Consider the following 21,686-nt stretch of genomic DNA (forward strand, 5'->3'; position numbering starts at 1 on the left):
TAAGTTGCGCAAAATATGTTGCGCAACTTATCTTTCGTATCTAGCGTGGGGTGCATGACCTCGAAAGAGACCCGTGCCATCACCGATCTGGGCACGCTCAAGGCGTTCGCGCACCCGCTGCGCATCAAGCTGTACCGGGCGCTGCACGTGGCCCGTACCGCGACCGCCTCGCAGCTCTCCGACCAGGTCGACGAGGCCGTGTCGCTGGTCAGTTACCACCTGCGCAAGCTCGCCGAGCACGGGCTCATCGAGGAGGCCGAGCGGCAGGGCGAGGACGGCCGGGAGCGCTGGTGGCAGCCGGCCTCGGAGGGCCTGACCGTTCGGCACGAGGACGTCAAGGACGCCCCCGAGAAGCTCGCGGCCCAGGGAGCGCTCACCCGGATCCTGCTGGAGCAGCGCGTCGACCTCTACCGGCGCCACCTCGACGAGTCCGAGTCCTGGAGCGACGAGTGGCGCTCGGCCGGCTTCGAGGGCGAGTACCTCCCGCGTCTGAACGCGTCCGAACTCGCCGAAATGCAGGGCGAGTTGGACACCCTGATCAACAAGTACCAGGCCAGGGGACGAGCCGCCGAGACGGCGGGCGACACCCAGGGCCGCGAGAACGTCGCCATCCACCTGTACGGCTTCCCGTTCCGCGCCTGAGAGGACGACCTCCCGTGACCGGCACCCTCATAGCCCCCGCCGACGCCCCCGGCCGCGCCGCCCACCGCGACCCCAACGTCCTGCGCTGGCTCGCGGCCTACACGTCCTCGATGGTCGGCGACAGCGTGTACTACATCGCCCTGTCCTGGGCGGCCGTACAGCAGGGCTCGCCCGCACAGGCCGGTGCCGTGATGGCGGTGAGTGCCGTGCCGCGGGCCCTGTTGATGCTGGGCGGGGGAGTGATCGCCGACCGGTTCGGGCCGCGCAGGGTGGTCATCGGGAGCGACGCGGTGCGCTGCGCGGCGGTGCTGGCGGTGGCCGCGCTGCTGTTCCTGACGAGCCCGGGACTGTGGCCGCTGGCGCTGCTCGCCGTGATGTTCGGAACGGTCGACGCCGTGTTCATGCCGGCCGTGGGCGCACTCCCCGCGCGCGTGACGAGCCGCGACCAACTCGCGCGCGTGCAGGGCATGCGGGGGCTCGCCATCCGGTTCGCCAACGTCGTCGGCGGTCCGCTCGGCGGCCTGGGTGTCGCGATCGGCGGCGCGGCGACGGCGTTCGCGTTCGCCGGACTGCTGATCGCCGTGTCGGTGCCGTTGCTGATCTCCGTACGGATGCGGGAACTGCCCGCCGACGACAAGGCCGACGCGCTCGGCGGCACCGCCGATACGGGTGCTGCCGCGGGCGGTCGTGGCACGGCGCCCGGTGCGGGTGTCGTAAGCGCGGCCGACTCCGAAGCGCGTGGCACCACCGCCCCCGCCAAAACCGACGCCCGCCCGGCATCCCCTGTCGACGACCTCAGGGCCGGACTGCGCTACATCCGGGGCCACCGTGTCCTCGCCCCGCTGATGCTGGCCATCGCGCTCGGGGACCTCGGTTTCGTGGGCCCGCTCAACGTGGGCCTGACCCTGCTGGCGGACGAGCGCGGGTGGGGCGCGTCGGGCATGGGCTGGGTGCTCTCAGGCTTCGGGGTCGGCGCGGGGGCGGCGGCCCTGCTGCTGACCGTGCGGGGCCGGCTTCCGTACGCGGGGTGGCTGGCCGGCTGCTCGATCGTCGCCGGCTCCGTCGCCATCGGCGCCCTCGCCTTCGTCCCGAGCGTCCTCGCGGCCGTCGGCGTCGCCCTGCTCATCGGGCTGCTCGCCGGTCTCAGCGGAGCCCTGTGCGGCGCCCTGCTCCAGACCCAGGCCGACCCCGCCTACCTCGGCCGGGTCACCGCCGTCTCCGGCCTGGTCAGCCTCGGGTTCGCCCCGCTGAGCATGCCGCTGTCGGCCGCGGCGATCGGCGTGTGGGGCACGGGCCCGGTGTTCGTGGTCAGCGCGGTGGTCTGCGGTCTCGGCGGGGCCATCGCACTGTGCGTCCGCGACCTGCGGCGGGCCGAACTGCCCGGATGACCCGGCCTGTTGGCAACCGCGGGCTCAGATCCCCAGCTGCTTGGCCTCCTGGAGCTTGGCGATCGCGTTCTCGTCGCCGTCCAGCTCCACCTTGGCCACGCTCTGCCGCCCGTGCGCGAACAGCAGCAGCTCCGAGGGCTCACCGGTCACCGTCACGACCGGCGCCCCCTTGTGGGCGACCGCCGTCTGCCCGTCCGGGCGGCGCAGCACCAGCCCGGTCGGCGCGCTACGGCCCATCAGCCGGGCCATACGCTCCAGCCGCGACCACAGGGCGTCCTGGAACACCGGGTCCAGCTCGCGCGGCGTCCACTCCGGCTGTGCCCGCCGTACGTCCTCCGTGTGGACGTAGAACTCGACCGTGTTGGACGCCTCGTCGAGCTGCTTGAGCTGGAACGGCGAGAAGCGCGGCGGGCCTGTACGGATGAGCTGGATCAGCTCCTCGTACGGCTTCGCCGCGAACTCCGTCATCACCCGCTCCAGTCGCGGCGCGAGCTGCTTGATCATGATGCCGCCGGCGGCATCGGCGCGGCGCTCGCGCACCACGACGTGCGCGGCGAGGTCGCGGGTCCGCCACCCCTCGCAGAGAGTCGGGGCGTCCGGGCCCGCGGTCTCCAGGAGATCGGCGAGAAGAAGTCGTTCACGCTTGGCGAAGGTCGACATACCGTCAGCCTACGACCGCGGGGAGGGTCCGCCCACCCGTCTCCCGGCCACCGCCCCTCAACGAGGCGCTTCGCGCCACTGCTTCCCATCAGATGGACGCCGGGCCGGGACTGTCAGTGGAGCGCGGCACAATGGCCTCATGACCAGCACGCCCCAGCCCAGCAGCCTCGATCCCGATATCGCCGCCCGCCTCAAGCGCAGCGCCGACGGGCTCGTCCCCGCGATCGCCCAGCAGTACGACACCGGTGAGGTGCTCATGCTCGGCTGGATGGACGACGAGGCGCTGCATCGCACCCTGACGACGGGCCGCTGCACGTACTGGTCCCGCAGCCGCCAGGAGTACTGGGTGAAGGGCGACACCTCCGGCCACTTCCAGCACGTGAAGTCCGTCGCCCTGGACTGCGACGCCGACACGGTCCTCGTGAAGGTCGACCAGGTCGGCGCGGCCTGCCACACCGGCGCCCGCACCTGCTTCGACGCGGACGTGCTCCTCAAGGACGGCGCTGATTCCAGTGCCGCCCCCGTGGAAAAGTAGGGTCAGCCGCCATGGACCTTGAGACGTTCCGCAAGCTGGCCACCGACCGTCGCGTCATCCCGGTCACCCGCAAGCTCCTCGCCGACGGCGACACCCCGGTCGCGCTCTACCGCAAACTCGCCGCGGAGCGCCCCGGCACCTTCCTCCTGGAGTCCGCGGAGAACGGCCGCTCCTGGTCCCGGTACTCGTTCGTCGGCGTCCGCAGCGCCGCCACCCTCACCGCCCGCGACGGGCAGGCCCACTGGCTCGGCACCCCGCCCGTGGGCGTCCCGGCCGACGGCGACCCGCTCGCCGCCCTGCGCGCGACCATCGAGACCCTGCACACGCCCCACCAGGAGGGCCTGCCGCCCTTCACCGGCGGCATGGTCGGCTATCTCGGCTACGACATCGTCCGCCGCCTGGAGAAGATCGGCCCCGGCGAGCGCGACGACCTCAAACTCCCCGAGCTGACCATGCTCCTCACCAGCGACCTCGCCGTGATGGACCACTGGGAGGGCTCGGTCCTGCTGATCGCCAACGCGATCAACCACAACGACCTCGACACCGGCGTCGACGAGGCCTACGCGGACGCGATCGCCCGCCTCGACACCATGGAGGCGGACCTCTCCCGCGCGGTGGCCCAGCCGCCCGCCCAGCTCCCGCCCTCCGAGCTCCCGGAGTACACCGCGCTGTGGGGCGGCCCCGACTTCAAGGAGGCCGTCGAGGACATCAAGGAGCGCATCCGCGCGGGCGAGGCCTTCCAGGTCGTCCCCTCGCAGCGCTTCGAAACACCGTGCACGGCAAGCGCGTTGGACGTGTACCGGGTGCTGCGGGCGACCAACCCGTCGCCGTACATGTACCTGTTCCGCTTCGACGGCTTCGACGTCGTCGGCTCCTCCCCGGAGGCCCTCGTCAAGGTCGAGGACGGCCGTGCGATGGTCCACCCGATCGCCGGCACCCGGCACCGCGGCGCGACCCCGCAGGAGGACCAGGCCCTCGCCGACGAACTCCTCGCCGACCCCAAGGAGCGCGCCGAACACCTCATGCTGGTCGACCTCGGGCGTAACGATTTGGGCAGGGTCTGCGAGCCCGGCTCGGTCGAGGTCGTCGACTTCATGTCCGTCGAGCGGTACTCCCACGTGATGCACATCGTCTCGACGGTGACCGGCCGCGTGGCACCCGGCCGTACCGCCTTCGACGTCCTCACGGCCTGCTTCCCGGCCGGCACCCTCTCGGGCGCGCCCAAGCCCCGCGCGATGCAGATCATCGACGAACTGGAGCCGTCCAGAAGGGGGTTGTACGGCGGCTGTGTCGGCTACCTCGACTTCGCGGGCGACTCCGACACCGCCATCGCCATCCGTACGGCCCTGCTCCGCGACGGCACCGCCTACGTCCAGGCGGGCGCCGGCATCGTCGCCGACTCGGACCCCGAGATGGAGGACCAGGAGTGCCGCAACAAGGCGGCGGCGGTCCTCCGCGCCGTGCACACGGCGAACCGGCTCGGGCAATAGGACGAGGGTCATATGAACCCCGGGTGACGGTTCGCCCGGGGTTCGAGCGATAGTGGAGCACGTGACTGCTGCTGTTCCTCACCCCCGTTCCGAAGGCGAAGGCCCCGCCGCGCGCGCCGGCCGCCGCAGCCTTGCCGTGGCCCTGCTGAGCGGTGCGCTCGGCGCGGCCGTGGCGCTGCTGGCCACCCGTCAGCGTTGGTCGATGGGGACCGCGACGGTGGCCGGCGACGCGTTCCCGCTGTCCGTCAAGGGCAGCGACGTCACGGGCGTGCCCGCGGCGCTCGCCATAGTGGGCCTCGCCGCACTCGTCGCCGTCTTCGCCGTCCGCAGGGCGGGCCGCTTCGCGGTCTCCGCCCTCCTCGCGCTCTCCGGCGCGGGCATCGTCGCCGCGGCGCTCCTCGGCGCCACCGACAGCTCCGCGCTCGACGACAAGGCCGCGCAGGCCTCCGGCGACACCTCGTCCGTCGTCCACGCCTTCGACCACACCGCCTGGCCCTACGTCGCCGCGGTGGGCGGCGGCCTGATCCTGCTGGCCGGCCTGCTCGCCCTCCTCTACGGCCGCCGTTGGCCCGCGATGTCGGGCCGCTACGAACGCAACGGCACGCCTCGCCCCCGGCGGGCTCCTGTGGTGGACCCCGATCGTCCTGAGGACATCTGGAAGGCTCTGGACCGGGGTGAGGACCCCACCGGCGCGTAGCGCTCCGCTGGGTGAGGGAGGAAGCGTCCGTTGTCCGTCGGGTGCGGCGTCGTCGTGGCTGGTCGCGCCCACGCGGCGGAGCCGCAGATCGGCACAGCCCCGCGCCCCTTCGGGGGCGCTCCTGCACCGCAGCAGACACGGGGCCACCCCGAAGCATCGCTTCCGCGCGCGTGCGGAACAATGAGGCGTGAGCGTCTGCTCACACACGTACACGGCAACGAGGAGCACGTCATGGCGGGCAACAGCCACGGTCACACTTTGGCCGCCTGGACCGGTACCACCATCATCTTCATCGGTTTCCTGGTCGGCGGCGCGTTCATGGTCATGGCGCAGCCGATCGGCTTCTGGGCCGGAATGGGGCTCGCGGTCGTCGGCGGCATCGTCGGCTGGGTCATGAGCGCGATGGGAATGGGCATGCCCAAGGACCGTCCCCAGGACCTGACCGAGTTGCTCGGCAAGACGGCGCACGCCGACAGCTGAGCCGTAGGCAGTAGCTGTCAGCCACCACTTCGTGGAGGGGCGGTCCCGGGAGCACCGGGAACCGCCCCTCACGCGCGCGTGCCGCACGAAAGGGCCAGGGGGCACAATGCGAGACGTGAACGCCGACAGCCAGAGCATGCCGAAGACGCACACCCCCGGTACCGCCCCAGGTACCGCCTCCGTGCTGAACCGCGTCGCCGTGCCCGCCGCCGTCCTCGCGACCGTCGCCGGGGCCTTCGCCTACGTAGGCACCGTCGACCCGAACCAGCCCGGCCACTACCCCGTCTGCCCCCTGTACCGCTTCACCGGCCTGTACTGCCCCGGCTGCGGCGGCCTGCGCAGCGCGCACGAGTTCATCCACGGGGACTTCCTGGCCGCGCTCCAGGACAACGCGATCGCCGTAGTGGGCTATCTGGCCTTCATGGTCGTATGGACCGTCTGGGTGGTCCGTGCGGCGCGCGGCCGGCCCGCGCGGATCGAACTCGGCAGGGTCCAGCTGTGGGGTCTGGGCGCGTTGGTGCTGGTCTTCACGGTTGTCCGGAACCTGCCGTTCGGTGGCTGGCTACACCCTTGATCAACCGACACATGTCCAGGTAGTGGGACCGGCGTCAACCGGATGCGAGGGCTACGCCTTCCTCCGGATACCATCGAGGTCAGATGTGACCATGGCTTTTCCACCGTCCGGAAGGGGGCCGCTCGCGTGAGTGTGCTCGACGAGATCATCGACGGAGTCCGTGCCGACCTGGCGGAACGGCAGGCGCGCGTCAGCCTCGACGAGCTCAAGGAGCGCGCGGCGAAGGCTCCCGCGGCCAAGGACGGTGTCGCCGCCCTGCGCGGCGACGGCGTCAAGGTCATCTGCGAGGTCAAGCGCTCCAGCCCCTCCAAGGGCGCGCTGGCCGCGATCGCCGACCCGGCGGGCCTCGCCGCCGACTACGAGGCGGGCGGCGCCGCCGTCATCTCCGTCCTCACCGAACAGCGCCGCTTCGGCGGTTCGCTGGCCGACCTGGAGGCCGTCCGCGCGCGGGTGGACATCCCGGTCCTCCGCAAGGACTTCATCGTCACGTCGTACCAGCTCTGGGAGGCCCGGGCCTACGGCGCCGACCTCGCCCTGCTGATCGTCGCGGCCCTGGACCAGCCGGCCCTGGAGTCCCTCATCGAGCGCGCCGAGTCGATCGGTCTCACGCCGATCGTCGAGGTCCACGACGAGGACGAGGTCGACCGCGCGGTCGACGCCGGCGCCAAGATCATCGGCGTCAACGCCCGCAACCTCAAGAATCTTGAGGTCGACCGCGGCACCTTCGAGCGCGTCGCCCCCGAGATCCCGGCCCACATCGTCAAGATCGCCGAGTCCGGCGTCCGCGGCCCCCACGACCTCATCGCCTACGCCAACGCGGGCGCCGACGCGGTCCTGGTGGGCGAGTCCCTGGTCACCGGCCGCGACCCGAAGTCGGCGGTCTCGGATCTGGTGGCGGCGGGCGAGCACCCCGCACTCCGCCACGGCCGTAGCTGATCACCCGCTAGGCTGCCCCCGATGACACTCACCCTGACACCCATGGACCGGCACGCCCGCCTCGCGCGCGGCTGCCGTCCGAGGGGTTGCCGTGCCCCGGCCCGCAGGGTGCACGGCCGCAGGGTGCGTTACGTCATCGGAGACGAACCTGGGCAGGTAAACGGCCGTCGATGGCAGCGCGCCCTTTAGGGGCGCGGGGAACTGCGCGACCAGCCACATCCGGCCGGTACTCAACAATGGTCCCTGCCCCCACGGCGATTAGGTATTTCCCAAACTCACCGTGAGGTTTCCGCATGCCCAGCGAGTTCTTCATCCCAGACCCCGACGGTCAAATCCCCAGCGCCGAGGGCTACTTCGGCGCCTTCGGCGGCAAATTCATCCCGGAGGCCCTCGTCGCCGCCGTGGACGAGGTGGCCGTCGAGTACGACAAGGCCAAGCACGACCCCGAGTTCGCCCGAGAGCTGGACGACCTTCTCCTCAACTACACCGGCAGGCCGAGCGCGTTCACCGAGGTACCCCGCTTCGCGGAGCACGCGGGTGGCGCGAGGATCTTCCTCAAGCGCGAGGACCTGAACCACACCGGTTCGCACAAGATCAACAACGTCCTCGGCCAGGCCCTGCTCACCAAGCGCATGGGCAAGACCAGGGTCATCGCGGAGACCGGCGCCGGCCAGCACGGCGTCGCGACCGCCACCGCCTGCGCGCTGTTCGGCCTCGAATGCACCATCTACATGGGCGAGATCGACACCCAGCGCCAGGCGCTGAACGTGGCCCGGATGCGCATGCTCGGCGCCGAGGTCATCGCCGTGAAGTCCGGCAGCCGCACCCTCAAGGACGCGATCAACGAGGCGTTCCGCGACTGGGTCGCCAACGTCGACCGCACGCACTACCTCTTCGGTACGGTCGCCGGCCCGCACCCCTTCCCGGCCATGGTCCGCGACTTCCACCGCGTGATCGGCGTCGAGGCCCGCCGCCAGATCCTGGAGCGCGCCGGACGCCTCCCCGACGCGGCGATCGCGTGCGTCGGCGGCGGTTCGAACGCCATCGGCCTCTTCCACGCCTTCATCCCCGACGCGGACGTACGCCTCATCGGCTGCGAGCCCGCCGGACACGGCGTGGAGACGGGCGAGCACGCGGCGACGCTGACCGCGGGCGAGCCCGGCATCCTGCACGGTTCGCGGTCCTACGTCCTCCAGGACGAGGAGGGCCAGATCACCGAGCCGTACTCGATCTCGGCCGGACTGGACTACCCGGGCATCGGCCCCGAGCACTCCTACCTCAAGGACAGCGGACGCGGCGAGTACCGCGCTATCACCGACGACGCGGCGATGCAGGCCCTGCGCCTGCTGTCGCGTACGGAGGGCATCATCCCGGCGATTGAGAGCGCCCACGCCTTGGCGGGTGCGCTGGAGGTCGGCAAGGAGCTGGGCAAGGACGGGCTGATCGTCGTCAACCTGTCCGGGCGCGGCGACAAGGACATGGACACGGCCGCGCGGTACTTCGGCCTGTACGACACCAGTGCCGATGCCGAAGTCGCGGCGAACGCGGCCGACGTCGCGGAGATCGAGGGGGACGCCAAGTGAGCGGGAACATTCAGCTGCTGTCCGACACCCTCGCCGCCGCCAAGGCCGAAGGGCGCGCCGCGCTCATCGCCTATCTCCCGGCCGGGTTCCCGACCGTGGACGGCGGTATCGAGGCGATCAAGGCGGCCTTCGACGGCGGCGCGGACATCGTCGAGGTGGGCCTGCCGCACAGCGACCCCGTCCTCGACGGTCCCGTCATCCAGACCGCCGACGACATCGCCCTGCGCGGCGGCGTCAAGATCGCCGACGTCATGCGCACGGTCCGCGAGACTCACGCGGCGACCGGCAAGCCCGTACTCGTCATGACGTACTGGAATCCGATCGACCGCTACGGAGTCGAGCGCTTCACCGCCGAGCTGGCCGAGGCTGGCGGCGCCGGGTGCATCCTGCCCGACCTGCCCGTGCAGGAAGCGGGGCTCTGGAGGGAGCACGCCGAGAAGCACGGGCTCGCCACGGTCTTCGTGGTCGCGCCCAGCAGCAAGGACGCCCGCCTCGCCGAGATCACCAAGGTCGGCACCGGCTTCGTCTACGCCGCTTCCCTGATGGGCGTCACCGGCACCCGCGCGTCCGTGGGCGCGCAGGCGCAGGACCTCGTCGAACGCACCCGGGCCACCACCGACACGCCCGTGTGCGTCGGACTCGGTGTCTCGAACGCCCAGCAGGCCGCCGAGGTGGCCCGCTTCGCGGACGGCGTGATCGTCGGCTCGGCCTTCGTCAAGGGGATGCTGGACGCGCCGGACGACGCGGCCGGCGTAGAGGCGGTCCGCGTGCTCGCGGGCGACCTCGCGAAGGGCGTGCGCGGACAGGCGTAGCAGAGCGCCGGGCGTCACGGAGCAACCGGAATAACAGAACAACTGGTCCCTCGTATGAGTGGACCTGGGACCGGGGAGGCGCGCTGCGCCTCCCCGGTTCGTTCTGCGGGTGTGAGCGAGAAGAACCGTGACGGAAAGCGCACCGCCCGCGAGCGGCTGGCGGTCGAGCGTGAGAAGCAGAAGACCGCGGAGAGGCGGCGGCGCACGCTGATCGTGGCCGCCAGCGTCGTCTGCGTGCTGGGTCTGGCGACGGTGGGCGGCGTCCTCGCCGCGAACCACGGCAAGGACGACAGCGGCAGCAGCAAGGCGGGCCCGGTCGTGGCGCCCTCCGGGGCGACCGGCAAGGACAGCCTGGCGATCCAGGTCGGCAAGGACAGCGCCAAACAGACGCTCACGGTGTGGGAGGACTTCCGCTGCCCGGCCTGCCAGGCCTTCGAGACGGCGTACCGCTCCACACTCCACGAGCTGACGGACTCCGGGCAGCTCAAGGTGCAGTACCACCTGGTCACGATCATCGACGGCAACCTCGGCGGCACCGGCTCCAAGCGCGCGGCCAACGCGGCGGCCTGCGCCCAGGACGCCGGAATGTTCCGCGACTTCCACGACGTGCTGTACGAGAACCAGCCCAAGGAGACGGACGACGCCTACGCGAGCAACGCCAAGCTGATCGAGCTGGCGGGCAAGGTGAAGGGTCTCGACACGCCCGCCTTCCAGAAGTGCGTCAACAGCGGTACGCACGACAGCTGGGTCACGAAGTCGGCCGCCGCGTTCCAGGCCGGCGGATTCACCGGCACCCCGACCGTCCTCTTCGGCGGCAAGAACATCTACGCGGACCAGACGATGACCCCGGCGAAGCTGAAGCAGCTGGTCCAGGCGGCGAACAAGGGGTAGCGAGGGGTAAGCGGGCGGGCCGGTTTTCATACCGGCCCGTTATGGAGCCGTAGCCGGGCCGCTTGCCGTGGTCGCGGTCCGGCACGGTAGCGTCGACCCTGCCATGGAACTTGCCTACATTCCCAGCCCGTCGCGCGGGGTCATCCACCTCGGCCCCATTCCGCTGCGCGGTTACGCGTTCTGCATCATCATCGGCGTCTTCGTCGCCGTCTGGCTCGGCAACAAACGCTGGGTCGCCCGCGGCGGCAAGGTCGGGACGGTGGCCGACATCGCTGTCTGGGCCGTGCCGTTCGGCCTCGTCGGCGGTCGCCTCTACCACGTGATCACGGACTACGAGCTGTACTTCAGCGAGGGCCGTGACTGGGTGGACGCCTTCAAGGTGTGGCAGGGCGGCCTCGGCATCTGGGGCGCGATCGCGCTCGGCGCCGTGGGCGCGTGGATCGGCTGCCGCCGCCGTGGCATCCCGCTGCCCGCCTGGGCCGACGCCCTCGCCCCCGGCATCGCCTTCGCCCAGGCCATCGGCCGCTGGGGCAACTGGTTCAACCAGGAGCTGTACGGCCGCGAGACGCACCTCCCCTGGGCGCTGCACATCACGTCCTCGACGGACGGCCGCGTCCCCGGCTACTACCACCCGACCTTCCTGTACGAGTCGTTGTGGTGCGTCGGTGTCGGCTTCCTCGTCATCTGGGCCGACCGCCGCTTCAAGCTGGGCCACGGCCGGGCGTTCGCGCTGTACGTCGCCTCGTACTGCGTGGGCCGCGGCTGGATCGAGTACATGCGCGTCGACGACGCCCACCACTTCCTGGGCCTGCGGTTGAACGACTGGACCGCGATGATCGTCTTCCTGCTCGCGGTGACGTACTTCGTGATCTCGGCGAAGAAGCGCCCGGGCCGCGAGGAGATTGTCGAACCGGACACGGAGACGGACGCGGACGCCTCCGGCGGCGACACCGACGGTGACGACAGCGCGGCGACCGCGGAAGACGAGCCGAAGGAAGACGCGGACGCCAAGGAAGCGGACGTGGAGAACGAAGTGGACATGAAGAAAGACGAGGCCGAGTCGGCGAAGAAGGGCTGACGGCCGGTTCTACGACGATGAGGGCGCCCTGTCGCTGACGGGGCGCCCTCATCGTGTTCAGGTGCGGCGCGCCAACGTGAGCGTTCGCTGCGCCGCCGCCACCACCGCCGCGTCGATGAACCGGCCGTCGGGCAGTGCCTGGGCACCCTCCTCCTGCATGGCGGCCTTGATGATCGTCTCGGCCTGTTCGATCTCCTCGTCCGTCGGGAGGAACGCGCTCTCGATGACCGGGAGTTGACGGGGGTGGATCGCCGCGCGACCCAGGAAACCCAGGGCGCGGCCGTGCGCGCAGGAGGCCGCCAGGCCCTCCAGGTCGCGGATGTCCGGGTGGACGGACTGGGGCGGCGGGGCCAGGCCAGCGGCCCGGGCGGCGACGATCACCCGCGAGCGGGACCAGTCCAGGCCGGCGTCGTCGCGTACGCCCAGGTCGGCCCGTAGATCCGCCTCGCCGAGCGCGATGCCGTGCACGGAGGAGTGCGCGGCGGCGATCGCGAAGGCGCGCTCGATCCCGAGGGCCGTCTCCAGGAGGGCGTACAGGGGGAGGTCGCGGGCCCTTTCCGCTACGGCTACGACGTCCTCCGCGGACGTCACCTTCGGGAGCCGTAGGCCGGACACGCCCGGGAGGGGTGTGAGCGTGCGGAGATCGTCGGCGGCCCAGGGGGTGTCGAGGGCGTTCACGCGTACGTGGACGTTGAGTTGGGGCTCCGAGAGAAGCTCCGCCGTGGCCGCGCGGGCGTAGTCCTTGCGGTCCGGGGCCACCGCGTCCTCCAGGTCCACGACGACCACGTCCGCGCCGGCGGTGAGGGCCTTGGCGACGATCGGAGGGCGGTCGCCGGGGACGTAGAGCCAGGTCAGGGGGTGCGGGGTCACAGGGCGCCCTCCTGGCGGAGGGTGGTCAACTCGGTTTCGGTCAGGCCGAGTTCGGTGAGGACAGGGTCCGTGTCGGCGCCGTGGGGGCGGCCGGTCCAGCGGATCGCGCCGGGGGTCGCGGAGAGGCGGAAGAGGACGTTCTGCATGCGGAGGGGGCCGAGTTCGGGGTCGTCGACGGTGGTGATCGTGTCGAGGGCCTGGTACTGCGGGTCCGTCATGACATCCCGTACGTCCTGGATGGGGGCGACCGCCGCCTCCGCCTTCTCGAACGCGGCCAGCACCTCGGTGCGGGTGCGCTGCGCGATCCAGTCGCCGACCGCCGCGTCCAGGACGTCGGCGTGCCGGGCCCGTTCGGCGCCCGTCGCGAACCACGGTTCGTCGATCAGTTCCGGGCGGCCGACCAGGCGCATCACGCGCTCGGCGATCGACTGGGCCGAGGTGGAGACGGCGACCCAACTGCCGTCCGCCGTACGGTAGGTGTTGCGCGGGGCGTTGTTCTGCGAGCGGTTGCCGGTGCGTGGCTGGACGTGGCCGAGCTGGTCGTACCAGAGGGGCTGCGGGCCCAGTGCGGTGAGGATCGGTTCGATGATCGCCATGTCGACGACCTGGCCCTCGCCGGTGCGGTCGCGGGCGGCCAGCGCTGTCATCACGGCGTACGCCGTCGCCAGGCCCGCGATCGAGTCCGCGAGGCCGAACGGCGGGAGGGTCGGGGGCGCGTCCGGTTCGCCGGTGATCGCGGCGAAACCGCTCATCGCCTCGGCGAGGGTGCCGAAACCGGGGCGGTGCGCGTAGGGCCCGAACTGGCCGAACGCGGTGACCCGGGCGAGCACCAACTGCGGGTTGGCCGCGGAGAGTTCGGCCCAGCCGAGGTCCCATTTCTCCAGGGTGCCGGGGCGGAAGTTCTCGATGATCACGTCGGCGGTCGCGGCGAGCCGGAGCAGGGTGGCGCGCCCGCCCGGTTTCGACAGGTCGAGGGTGATCGCCCGCTTGTTGCGGCCGAGGAGTTTCCACCACAGGCCGATGCCGTCCTTCGAGGGGCCGTGGCCCCGGGACGGGTCGGGCCTGGTCGGGTGCTCGACCTTGATGACCTCGGCACCGAAGTCGCCGAGCATGGTGGCGGCGAGGGGGCCGGCGAAGAGCGTCGCGAGATCGAGAACGCGCAGGCCTGACAGGGGAGTTGTGGTCGGCGTCTCGGTCATGAGGCGTACTGCTTCTCGATCTCCGCGCGGAACGGCATCGACGCCGTCGCCCCCGGCCGCTGCACGGACAGCGCCGCAGCCGCTGCCGCCCAGGCCAGCGCGTCCCGCATCGGGCGGTCCTCGGCGAGCGCCACCGCCAGCGCGCCGACGAAGGTGTCGCCCGCGCCGGTCGAGTCCACGGCGGTCACCTGAGGCGCGGACACGGTGAACGGCTCGGCGCCCCGGGCCGCGTACAGGCTGCCCGCCGCACCGAGAGTGACGATCACCTCGGGCACCTGGTCGAGCAGGGCCGCCGCCGCCTCGCGCGGGTCGGTGCGGCCGGTGAGGGCGGTGGCCTCGTGCTCGTTGGGGACCAACAGGTCTACGGCGGCCAGGAGTTCGGCGGGTAGGGGTTGGGCGGGCGAGGGCGTGAGGATCGTCCGGACGCCGTGGCGGCGGGCCGCCTCCGCGCCCGCGATCACCGCGGCGAGCGGGATCTCCAACTGGAGGAGCAGGGCGTCGGCCGTGGCGATGGTGGCCTCGTCGCCGGGGGCGAGGTGGTCGACGGTGCCGTTGGCGGCGGGGATCACGACGATCGCGTTGCCGCCCTCGTCGTCCACGACGATGTGCGCGGTGCCGGACGGGCCCTCGACGGTGCGCAGATGGTCGGTGTCGACACCGGAGTGTTCGAAGGTGGCGCGGAGTTGGGCGCCGTAGGCGTCGTTGCCGACCGCGCCGACGATCGTGACGTCCGTCGCGCCCGCGTGGGCCGCGGCGATGGCCTGGTTGGCGCCCTTGCCGCCGGGGATCGTGCGGAACTCCCGTCCCGTCACGGTCTCTCCGCGCTGCGGGGCCTTCGCGACGTAGGCGACGAGATCCATGTTCGTGCTGCCGAGCACGGCGATGTGGGTCATGGGCGGGCGGTCTCCTGATGGGTGAGCCGGGCGAGAGTGTCGAAGCCGATGCCGTTGAAGTCGCCTACGGAGGTGGCGAGTCGGTTCTTGAGCGGGGTCGTCCAGCGGTCGGGGAGCGCGGAGTCCGAGAGAAGGGCGGCGATGCTGCCGACCGTCGCGCCGTTGGAGTCGGTGTCCCAACCCCCGGACACCGCACGGCAGATGGAGCCGGTGAAGTCGCCGTCAGCGTGGGTGAGGGCGGCGGCGATCAGGGCGGTGTTGGGGATCGCGTGGACCCAGTGGTGGGTGGGGGAGTAGGTGGCGTGGAGTTCGTCCACGATCGTGTCGAAGTCCCGCTGTTTTCGGGCCAGTTGGAGGGCGTGGTGAATCGCTTTGGCGAGGCGGGAGTCGGGCGGGACGACCGTGAGTCCGGTGCGCAGGCAGGTGTGGACGTCGTGGGTGCCGGTGGTCGCGGTGGCGATGACGGCCGCCGTGAACATCGCCGCGTAGACGCCGTTCGCGGTGTGGGTCAACGTGGCGTCGCGGTGGGCCTGTTCGGCTGCCGCGCCGGGGTTTCCGGGGTTGGTCCAGCCGTGCACGTCGGCGCGGATCAGGGCGCCGATCCATTCGCGGAACGGGTTGCGGTGGCGGGCCGTTCGCGGGGGTTCCAGGCCGGTGAGGAGGTTGCGGTAGGCGATGCGTTCGGCGGTGAAGGTGCGGCCTGCGGGGAGTTCGTCGAGCCAGAGCTTCGCCACGTCGGCGGTGGTGAAGTCCTTGCCGTGGCGCTGTAGCAACAGGAGGTTCAACAGGGGGTAGTTGAGGTCGTCGTCCTCGGGCATGCCGTCGATGTTCTCGGCCAGGGAGGTGGGGGCGGAGCGGCGGTTCCAGGGGTGGGTGGCGAGGAGTTCGGCGGGGACGCCACGGGCGGTGAAGTAGGAGTTGAGGGGCCAGTTGCCGGTGGCTCGGGCGAGTTGGCGGATGCCGTCGAGGCTGATCTTCTCGACGGGTTTGCCGAGGAGGCAGCCGACGGCGCGGCCCAGCCAGGCGGCCTGGAGGCGGGCCGGACGGGGTGGGAGATGCGGTGAAGTGGCTTGTGGGGTGGGCCAGTTGGGGCAGAGGGATTTGATGCGTGCCAGGTCGGTGGGTTCATGGTCCGCCAACCTGCTCGGTAGGTCGGCCAGTTCGTCGAGCAGGTCCTCGGCGAGCAACCGGAGGTAGCGGGTGGGGGGTCGGTCCGACGCGCCTGCCCGTTCCGGGGCTTCCGTACCGCCCGCCGCTCGCCAGCGTGCCGCGATCGCGGACGGTTCGCGTCCGTCCTGGGCGGCCTGGCGCAGTTCGTGGCCGAGCAGGTCCTCCGGCTGGACCCAGGTCAGTCGGAGCACCGCAGTCCTCCGATCTCGGTGAACGCGGCCTCGTGGGCCCGGCGTCGGAGGACGTCGCGTTCGAAGAGCTCGCGGGTGACGGCGGTGAGGGTCGCGGCCGGTTCCCAGAGGTCCAGGCGGCTGGCTTCCGCGACCGTCTTCGACCAGTCCTGCGGGACCGTGGAGCCGAGGGCGCCGGCCACCGCGCCGGCCATCGTCGCGATCGAGTCGCAGTCCCGGCCGTAGTTCACCGAACCCAGCACCGCGTGGCGGTAGTCGCCGCCGGAGACCACCAACATGCCCAGGGCGACCGGGAGTTCCTCGATCGCCTTGGTGCGGGAAGGGCGGCGGGCGTCGAGGGAGGGGGCGCGGTAGTCGGGGCCGACCGTGTCGTACGGCGCGATCGCCTCCCGCAGGGGGACCAGGGCCGACTCGAAGTCCGAGTAGCGGGCGGCCACTTCGCAGACCCGCTCGATGGCGGTGCGGGTGCCGTCTTTTGCCAGGGCGAGGCAGGCGGCCACGACCGAGTCTGGGGTGGCGCCCGGGACGCAGGCTGCCGATACGGCTGCGGCGAAGACGCCGGCCGCCTCTCGGCCGTACGACGACTGGTGGGCGCCCGCGATGTCGAGAGCCTCGGCGTAAGCGGCCGCCGGATGGGCCGCGTTGACCAGGCCGACCGGGGCCATGTACATCGCGGCACCGCAGTTGACGATGTTGCCGACGCCGGCTTCGCGGGGGTCGATGTGGCCGTAGTGCAGGCGGGTCGCGAGCCATTTCTCGGCGAGGAAGATGCGGTGGAGGGGGATGGCTTCCGCCTCCAACTCCGGGATCCAGCGCGGGGTTCGCATCAGGTCCGGGACGAGGTGGTCGGCGACGGAGTAGGCGTCGAGGTGGTCGCGGACCTGGGCGTAGACCCGTACGAGAGCGTGGGTCATCAAGGTGTCGTCGGTGACGTGGCCGTCGCCCTTGTGGTACGGGGCGATGGGGCGGGCGGTGCGCCAGGCTTCGCCGTTCCAGGGGCCGACGATGCCGTGGACGCGGCCGGCGTGGCGTTCGAGGATCTGCTCGGGGGAGTAGCCCTCCACGGGGCCGCCGAGGGCGTCGCCGACGGCGGCGCCCACCAGGGCTCCGGTGATCCTTTCGTCGAGGCTGGTTTCCAGCTCTTTAGGTTCTTTGAGTTCTTTGGGTGGCATGCACCGAATCATCCTCCTGGTGGGGGCGGTTGTGTGGCTTCCAGGAGTTCGGCGAGTTCTACGAGGTCCGTGCCGGTGAGGCGGGGGAGTGCGCAGCCGGAGAGGGTGCGGCAGGCGTCCCGCCAGGTCGACGGGATCGCCTGGCCGCCGCTGAGTGCTCCGGTTAGGGCGCCTGCGAGTGCCGGGGCCGAGTCGGCGACCCGGGAGAGGCAGGCCGCGGCGGGGACCGCTTCCGCGATGCGGCCGCGGGCTGCTGTTGCCAGGGCCAGGGCTACGGGGACTGTTTCGGCGGCTGCGATGCCGTAGCTGTAGACGTGGTCGACGATCTGGTGTTCCAGGAGGGGGATCAGCGCGAAGGCGTTGTCGCTGTCCTGGGCCAACTTCAGGGCGTGGCGGGCGTTGCGGCCGATCTCCGTGGCCTCGGGGAGTTCGGCGAGGGCCGCTGCCACGCACTCGTCCACGTCCGCGCCGACCAGGGCGAGGGAGAGGGCCGCCGCCATGGCTCTGGCGCCGTGGACTCCGTCGCCGTCCTGGGTGTAGTGGGCGTCGAACTCGGCGAGGGCGGCGGCGCGTTGGGGGTCGCCGGGGTGCGCTACCGCTAGTACGCAGGCTCTTACGCAGGCCGCGTCGTCGAAGTAGTGGGGGTTGTCGTGGCCGGTGGCGGGTGGGCGGAGGCCGGCCGCGAGGTTTCCCAGGCCTGCCCTTACCGAGATGCGGGCGCGGAGGGGGAGCACGGCGGACTCGACCTCCGGGGCGCGGTCCGCTGCGGCGGCGACCTCGCTGGCGATGGCGTTCCAGGTGAGGTCGATCGCGGCGCGGGTGCGGCGCTCGCGGCTCAGGTCGCCCAGGACTGTGTCGTCGCCGGCTCTCAGTACGGCTTCTGCGGCGAACGCCGCCCATTCGGCGTCGTCGGAGGGCCCGAGGCGTAGGGGTTCGGGGGGTTGGTTCAGGGCGATGGGGACGGGGAGGGTGGTGGTCGCGTTCTGTTCGGCGAAGGTGTCCAGCTCGCGGGTGAGGCGGCGGGTCCACTCGGGCATGCGAGCAGCGCGGTGCCTTGCGGCGGGCCAGCCGGCGGCATCACCTGCGGCCAGCCCGAGGAGCAGCCCCTCGATACGGCGAGCCTTGCGAACAGCCTCGGCTCCGCCATCGGCCTTGGTGTTCCCACCCGCACCGCCCGTACAACTTTCGTCGTCGGGTGCGGGTGGCCCCTGTGGGGCGAAATCGCCGTCGGCGGCTGTGCGGTTGAGGTGGGTGGGGTGGGGTGCGTTGAGGTGGGAAGCGGATGCGGGCGGGTCGTGCGGGGCGGATTCGCCTTCGGCGGCCGTGGGGTGGAACAGGTTGGGGTGGAGACGAGGGCTGGAGGTGGGTGGCCAGGTGCGTTCGCCGTTGGCGGCTGCGGGGTGGAGCGGCCTGGGGCGGGAGTCGGAGGTGTGTGGTTCCTGCGGGGTGCGTTCACCGTTGGCGGGCGCGGGTTGCTCCCGCGGGGCGAACTCGCTGTCGGCGGCCGTCGGTTGGAGAGGCTTGGGGCGGAGTGGGCGACTGGAGGCGGGTGGTCCTTGTGGGGCGGACTTGCCTTCGGCGGCTGCGGGTTGGAGCGGCCTGGGGCGGGAGTCGGAGGTGGGTGGCCCTTGCGGGGTGCATTCGCTGTCGGCGGCCGTGGGTGGTTCCTGCGGGGTGAACTCGCCGTGTGCGGCTGCGGGTTGGAGCGGTTTGGGGTAGAGATGGGGGCCGGGTGCGGGTGGCCCCTGCGGAGTGCGTTCGTCATCCGCGGCCGCAGGTGGCTGCCGCAGGGCGGATTCGCCGTCAGGCGCTGCGGGTTGGAGCCGCTTCCGGTGGAGCGGGACACCGGGTGCGGGTTGTTGCCCCTGTCGCGTGAACTCGCCCTCAGGGAACGCGGGTTCAATCCGTTGCGCGTCCGGTGCCACCCCGTCGCCCCCGCTCTCCTCACGCCTCACAGCTGCACCTCGTCCTCATCCGCAGCCAGCACGTACTCCCGTTGATCCCGTTGGTTGCGTCGCTCACGCTGGTCTCGTCGGACAAAGCCCCCCGTGCCCCACTTCCCGCCCTCCCCCGGAACCAGCAACTCCGCGATGTCCAGCACATGGTGACCGGCCATCGCCGGTAGGCAGCTCCCCCGTGCCGGGCCGATCGCCGACGCCCAGTCGGGTGGGATCGATGACGCGCCCCGGGTCGCGCCTGCCAGCGCCCCCGCCACCGCGGCCGTCGTATCCGCGTCCCGCCCCATGTTCACCGCGGTGAGGACCGACTCCACGAAGTCGCCGTCCGCTGCCGCGTATGCGCCGAAGGCGAGGGCCACCGCCTCGGGGGCCAGGTCGGTCCAGGGGTAGCCGCCGATGACCACCGCGGAGCGGACCGCTCGTTCGCCTCGGTGGGCCACCGCCACCGCTCGGCGTAGGGAGCGGGCCGTCCAGGAGTCGTCGGGGACCACCGCCAGGGCGGAGGCGACCACCGCGATCGTCGGGGCTCCCGCCATCGCCGCCGCCACGCCCGCCGCGACCGCCTGGCCGCCGTAGATGCCCTCGCCGTCGTGACTCACCGAACCGTCGATCGCGACGAGACGGGCCGCCTCCGCCGGGCGGCCCGCCGCGAAGACGCCGAAGGGGGCCGCGCGCATGGCCAGGCCGTCGCTCCAGGCGTGGCGGTGTTGGGCCGAGATGGGGGCGGCCAGGCCTCGGCGGAGGTTCTCCAGGGTGCCGCGTTCGCTGAAGCCCGCTCCGCGGAACGGGCCCTCGTCCCGGTCCGCGATCCACTCGTGCCAGGCCGCCTCTACGTGGGTCGGCGTGAGGGCCGAGCCGTGGCGGGCGAGGAGGAGGCCGGAGAAGATCGCGTACTCCGTGTCGTCCGTGCCGGCCGGGTTCTCCGCGACGTAGCCCGTGATGCGGCCCCAACGGGCGCGGATCTCCGAAGGCTTCATGTTTTCTGCTGGTGCCCCGAGGGCGTCCCCTACCGCGAGGCCGAGCAGCGCGCCGCGCGCTCGTTCGCGGAGTTCGGTGGCGTTCTTGGGCGCCGGGACCGGGGGAATGCAGGCGATCGATGCCATACGCGGCCTCTCCTACGGGGTTCCCTCAGGGCGCCTCAGGGCGCGGAACCCTTTGCGGATGTCTCCCACGGGAGGCCTTCGGCAGAGCCTGACGGAGTGCAGCGTCACCCGGTCGACATCTGATCAGTCACTGTCACGTATGAGCGTTCGAGGGTAAAGGTGCAGGTTAGCGCAGCCTTTCCTTGCTGGAGGGCGGGAAATGAAAAGCGTATGTTGAGTGTTGTCAAAGAGTGGAACTTGTCTAAAGTTAGCCTCGCCTTAGCTGCTTGTCGGCTATTCGTCAGCTGACTCTCAGCCTCCAGGGGGATCACCGCATGGCCATCATCGAGACCGAAGCGACGCTCCACGAGGCGCACCGCGACAACCACACCCACCGGGATGTGAGCGGCGGTTGGCTGCGCCCCGCGGTGTTCGGCGCCATGGACGGTCTCGTCTCCAACCTCGCCCTGATGACCGGTGTCGTCGGTGGTGCCGTCAGTCATCAGACCGTGGTCATCACCGGGCTGGCCGGGCTCGCCGCCGGCGCCTTCTCCATGGCGGCCGGCGAGTACACCTCCGTCGCCTCCCAATGCGAGCTGGTCGAGGCCGAGTTGGAGGTCGAGCGGCGCGAGCTGCGCAGGCACCCGGAGGATGAGGAAGGGGAGCTCGCCTCTCTGTACGTGTCCCGTGGGGTCGAGCCCGCGCTCGCCCGTGAAGTCGCCCGGCAGCTCTCGCGCGATCCCGAGCAGGCCCTTGAGATACACGCTCGGGAGGAGCTGGGGATCGATCCCGGCGATCTGCCCTCCCCGCTCGTCGCCGCAGTCTCGTCCTTCGGGGCGTTCGCGCTGGGGGCGCTGCTTCCCCTGCTGCCGTTCCTGCTCGGGGCGACCGCGCTCTGGCCGGCGCTGCTGCTCGCGCTCGTCGGGTTGTTCGGGTGCGGTGCGGTGGTGGCCCGGGTGACCGCGCGGACCTGGTGGTTCAGCGGGCTGCGGCAGCTCGTGCTGGGGGGTGCGGCGGCCGGTGTGACGTACGCCCTGGGCACCCTGTTCGGAACGGTCGTAGGATAGCTCGACGCGCACTTATGCGCTGGGTCGCATAAGTAGCCGTTACTCGCTGGTTTCGAACGCTTAACCACTGGGCATGAGCCGTAAGCGCTGTGGGCAATGACGCTCGCGGCGCACCCGCGGGATGGGCTACGACGCTCCCTCTGCCCTGGACCGACGGACATCGATCTGTCCGCTTTGGTCCCCTTCACCTTCACCGCTTGTGCGGTGCTACGCCGCGACCCCGTGGCGTCCGCATGTTGGAACGGAGTATCCGGTTCCCGAGAACCGCTCCATCATGTAACCTGCACGAAATTTTGCGCTAACTCGCAGAGGGCCAAC

At 71.3% G+C, this 21,686-nt stretch carries 22 protein-coding genes; 14 read left to right on the top strand and 8 right to left on the bottom strand.

The features are described from left to right. Positions 1 to 54 precede the first annotated feature (54 nt). Both OG194_RS35030 and OG194_RS35035 read left to right on the top strand, forming a co-directional pair. On the top strand, positions 55 to 642 hold the full coding sequence (locus OG194_RS35030) for an ArsR/SmtB family transcription factor (protein ID WP_327404771.1): 588 nt from the start codon (positions 55 to 57) through the stop codon (positions 640 to 642). 14 nt (positions 643 to 656) lie between these two features. Beyond that, a complete protein-coding gene (locus tag OG194_RS35035) occupies positions 657 to 2,030 on the top strand; it encodes an MFS transporter (RefSeq protein WP_327404772.1) in 1,374 nt (457 codons plus the stop codon). Between the two features lie 24 nt (positions 2,031 to 2,054). On the opposite strand, the gene OG194_RS35040 is transcribed toward OG194_RS35035, so the two are convergent. Beyond that, positions 2,055 to 2,690, bottom strand: a complete 636-nt coding sequence (locus tag OG194_RS35040) for a TIGR03085 family metal-binding protein (RefSeq protein WP_327404773.1) — start codon at positions 2,688 to 2,690, stop codon at positions 2,055 to 2,057. A gap of 139 nt (positions 2,691 to 2,829) precedes the next feature. On the opposite strand from OG194_RS35040, the gene hisI reads away from it, so the two are divergent. The 11 genes from hisI to lgt all read left to right on the top strand — a co-directional run bounded on the left by hisI (position 2,830) and on the right by lgt (position 11,766). Beyond that, entirely contained in the window at positions 2,830 to 3,225 is a 396-nt protein-coding gene (gene hisI, locus OG194_RS35045; RefSeq protein ID WP_327404774.1) for a phosphoribosyl-AMP cyclohydrolase, read from the top strand. Between the two features lie 11 nt (positions 3,226 to 3,236). Beyond that, positions 3,237 to 4,715: an anthranilate synthase component I gene (locus OG194_RS35050; protein WP_327404775.1), complete on the top strand. Its 1,479-nt coding sequence runs from the start codon at positions 3,237 to 3,239 to the stop codon at positions 4,713 to 4,715. Between the two features lie 52 nt (positions 4,716 to 4,767). Then, entirely contained in the window at positions 4,768 to 5,412 is a 645-nt protein-coding gene (locus OG194_RS35055) for a TIGR02234 family membrane protein (protein ID WP_327404776.1), read from the top strand. A gap of 231 nt (positions 5,413 to 5,643) precedes the next feature. Next, positions 5,644 to 5,892: an HGxxPAAW family protein gene (locus OG194_RS35060; protein ID WP_327404777.1), complete on the top strand. Its 249-nt coding sequence runs from the start codon at positions 5,644 to 5,646 to the stop codon at positions 5,890 to 5,892. A 106-nt stretch (positions 5,893 to 5,998) separates the two neighbouring features. Further along, positions 5,999 to 6,466, top strand: a complete 468-nt coding sequence (locus OG194_RS35065) for a DUF2752 domain-containing protein (protein ID WP_327404778.1) — start codon at positions 5,999 to 6,001, stop codon at positions 6,464 to 6,466. Between the two features lie 126 nt (positions 6,467 to 6,592). Further along, entirely contained in the window at positions 6,593 to 7,402 is an 810-nt protein-coding gene (gene trpC / locus OG194_RS35070) for an indole-3-glycerol phosphate synthase TrpC (RefSeq protein ID WP_327404779.1), read from the top strand. Positions 7,403 to 7,423: 21 nt separating this feature from the next. Then, complete coding sequence (gene trpM / locus OG194_RS47740) at positions 7,424 to 7,591, top strand: tryptophan biosynthesis modulator TrpM (RefSeq protein WP_399120547.1); 168 nt, start codon at positions 7,424 to 7,426, stop codon at positions 7,589 to 7,591. A gap of 104 nt (positions 7,592 to 7,695) precedes the next feature. Further along, positions 7,696 to 8,985, top strand: a complete 1,290-nt coding sequence (gene trpB / locus OG194_RS35075; RefSeq protein ID WP_327404780.1) for a tryptophan synthase subunit beta — start codon at positions 7,696 to 7,698, stop codon at positions 8,983 to 8,985. Next, positions 8,982 to 9,797, top strand: a complete 816-nt coding sequence (trpA, locus tag OG194_RS35080) for a tryptophan synthase subunit alpha (RefSeq protein ID WP_327404781.1) — start codon at positions 8,982 to 8,984, stop codon at positions 9,795 to 9,797. The genes trpB and trpA overlap by 4 nt, the downstream gene beginning before the upstream one ends. 111 nt (positions 9,798 to 9,908) lie before the next feature. Next, positions 9,909 to 10,688: a DsbA family protein gene (locus tag OG194_RS35085; RefSeq protein WP_327404782.1), complete on the top strand. Its 780-nt coding sequence runs from the start codon at positions 9,909 to 9,911 to the stop codon at positions 10,686 to 10,688. A gap of 103 nt (positions 10,689 to 10,791) precedes the next feature. Continuing rightward, positions 10,792 to 11,766, top strand: a complete 975-nt coding sequence (lgt, locus tag OG194_RS35090; RefSeq protein ID WP_327404783.1) for a prolipoprotein diacylglyceryl transferase — start codon at positions 10,792 to 10,794, stop codon at positions 11,764 to 11,766. A gap of 57 nt (positions 11,767 to 11,823) precedes the next feature. Here lgt and OG194_RS35095 read toward each other — a convergent pair whose 3' ends face one another. The 7 genes from OG194_RS35095 to OG194_RS35125 form a co-directional block, all read right to left on the bottom strand. Continuing rightward, the gene (locus OG194_RS35095; RefSeq protein ID WP_327404784.1) at positions 11,824 to 12,636 is read right to left on the bottom strand and encodes an HpcH/HpaI aldolase/citrate lyase family protein; all 813 of its coding nucleotides are present in this window, start codon (positions 12,634 to 12,636) and stop codon (positions 11,824 to 11,826) included. Further along, positions 12,633 to 13,835 (bottom strand): CaiB/BaiF CoA transferase family protein, encoded by a 1,203-nt coding sequence (locus tag OG194_RS35100; RefSeq protein ID WP_327404785.1) that lies wholly within the window; start codon positions 13,833 to 13,835, stop codon positions 12,633 to 12,635. The genes OG194_RS35095 and OG194_RS35100 overlap by 4 nt, the downstream gene beginning before the upstream one ends. After that, the gene (gene rbsK / locus OG194_RS35105) at positions 13,832 to 14,728 is read right to left on the bottom strand and encodes a ribokinase (RefSeq protein WP_327404786.1); all 897 of its coding nucleotides are present in this window, start codon (positions 14,726 to 14,728) and stop codon (positions 13,832 to 13,834) included. The genes OG194_RS35100 and rbsK overlap by 4 nt, the downstream gene beginning before the upstream one ends. Continuing rightward, positions 14,725 to 16,089 carry an ADP-ribosylglycohydrolase family protein gene (locus tag OG194_RS35110; protein WP_327404787.1) on the bottom strand — a complete coding sequence of 455 codons (1,365 nt, stop codon included), beginning with the start codon at positions 16,087 to 16,089 and terminating at the stop codon, positions 14,725 to 14,727. The genes rbsK and OG194_RS35110 overlap by 4 nt, the downstream gene beginning before the upstream one ends. After that, positions 16,077 to 17,261 carry an ADP-ribosylglycohydrolase family protein gene (locus OG194_RS35115; RefSeq protein WP_327404788.1) on the bottom strand — a complete coding sequence of 395 codons (1,185 nt, stop codon included), beginning with the start codon at positions 17,259 to 17,261 and terminating at the stop codon, positions 16,077 to 16,079. Before OG194_RS35115 ends, OG194_RS35110 begins: the two co-directional genes overlap by 13 nt. Positions 17,262 to 17,269: 8 nt before the next feature. Beyond that, a complete protein-coding gene (locus OG194_RS35120; protein ID WP_442811818.1) occupies positions 17,270 to 18,598 on the bottom strand; it encodes an ADP-ribosylglycohydrolase family protein in 1,329 nt (442 codons plus the stop codon). 614 nt (positions 18,599 to 19,212) lie between these two features. Next, on the bottom strand, positions 19,213 to 20,322 hold the full coding sequence (locus OG194_RS35125; RefSeq protein ID WP_327404789.1) for an ADP-ribosylglycohydrolase family protein: 1,110 nt from the start codon (positions 20,320 to 20,322) through the stop codon (positions 19,213 to 19,215). 314 nt (positions 20,323 to 20,636) lie between these two features. Between OG194_RS35125 and OG194_RS35130 the strand changes: the two genes are divergently transcribed. Then, positions 20,637 to 21,368, top strand: coding sequence for a VIT1/CCC1 transporter family protein (locus OG194_RS35130; protein WP_327404790.1), 732 nt, complete (start codon positions 20,637 to 20,639; stop codon positions 21,366 to 21,368). The last annotated feature ends 318 nt before the right edge of the window (positions 21,369 to 21,686 follow it).

It is taken from the genome of Streptomyces sp. NBC_01288 (assembly GCF_035982055.1).
GTDB lineage: Bacteria > Actinomycetota > Actinomycetes > Streptomycetales > Streptomycetaceae > Streptomyces.

Bases quoted from the DNA above. Each gene is read 5' to 3' on its own strand.
- OG194_RS35030 (WP_327404771.1), top strand. From the start codon at position 55: ATGACCTCGAAAGAGACCCGTGCCATCACCGATCTGGGCACGCTCAAG.
- OG194_RS35040 (WP_327404773.1), bottom strand. From the start codon at position 2,690: ATGTCGACCTTCGCCAAGCGTGAACGACTTCTTCTCGCCGATCTCCTG.
- hisI (WP_327404774.1), top strand. From the start codon at position 2,830: ATGACCAGCACGCCCCAGCCCAGCAGCCTCGATCCCGATATCGCCGCC.
- OG194_RS35050 (WP_327404775.1), top strand. From the start codon at position 3,237: ATGGACCTTGAGACGTTCCGCAAGCTGGCCACCGACCGTCGCGTCATC.
- OG194_RS35060 (WP_327404777.1), top strand. From the start codon at position 5,644: ATGGCGGGCAACAGCCACGGTCACACTTTGGCCGCCTGGACCGGTACC.
- OG194_RS35065 (WP_327404778.1), top strand. From the start codon at position 5,999: ATGCGAGACGTGAACGCCGACAGCCAGAGCATGCCGAAGACGCACACC.
- trpM (WP_399120547.1), top strand. From the start codon at position 7,424: ATGACACTCACCCTGACACCCATGGACCGGCACGCCCGCCTCGCGCGC.
- trpB (WP_327404780.1), top strand. From the start codon at position 7,696: ATGCCCAGCGAGTTCTTCATCCCAGACCCCGACGGTCAAATCCCCAGC.
- lgt (WP_327404783.1), top strand. From the start codon at position 10,792: ATGGAACTTGCCTACATTCCCAGCCCGTCGCGCGGGGTCATCCACCTC.
- OG194_RS35100 (WP_327404785.1), bottom strand. From the start codon at position 13,835: ATGACCGAGACGCCGACCACAACTCCCCTGTCAGGCCTGCGCGTTCTC.
- rbsK (WP_327404786.1), bottom strand. From the start codon at position 14,728: ATGACCCACATCGCCGTGCTCGGCAGCACGAACATGGATCTCGTCGCC.
- OG194_RS35115 (WP_327404788.1), bottom strand. From the start codon at position 17,261: ATGCCACCCAAAGAACTCAAAGAACCTAAAGAGCTGGAAACCAGCCTC.
- OG194_RS35125 (WP_327404789.1), bottom strand. From the start codon at position 20,322: ATGGCATCGATCGCCTGCATTCCCCCGGTCCCGGCGCCCAAGAACGCC.
- OG194_RS35130 (WP_327404790.1), top strand. From the start codon at position 20,637: ATGGCCATCATCGAGACCGAAGCGACGCTCCACGAGGCGCACCGCGAC.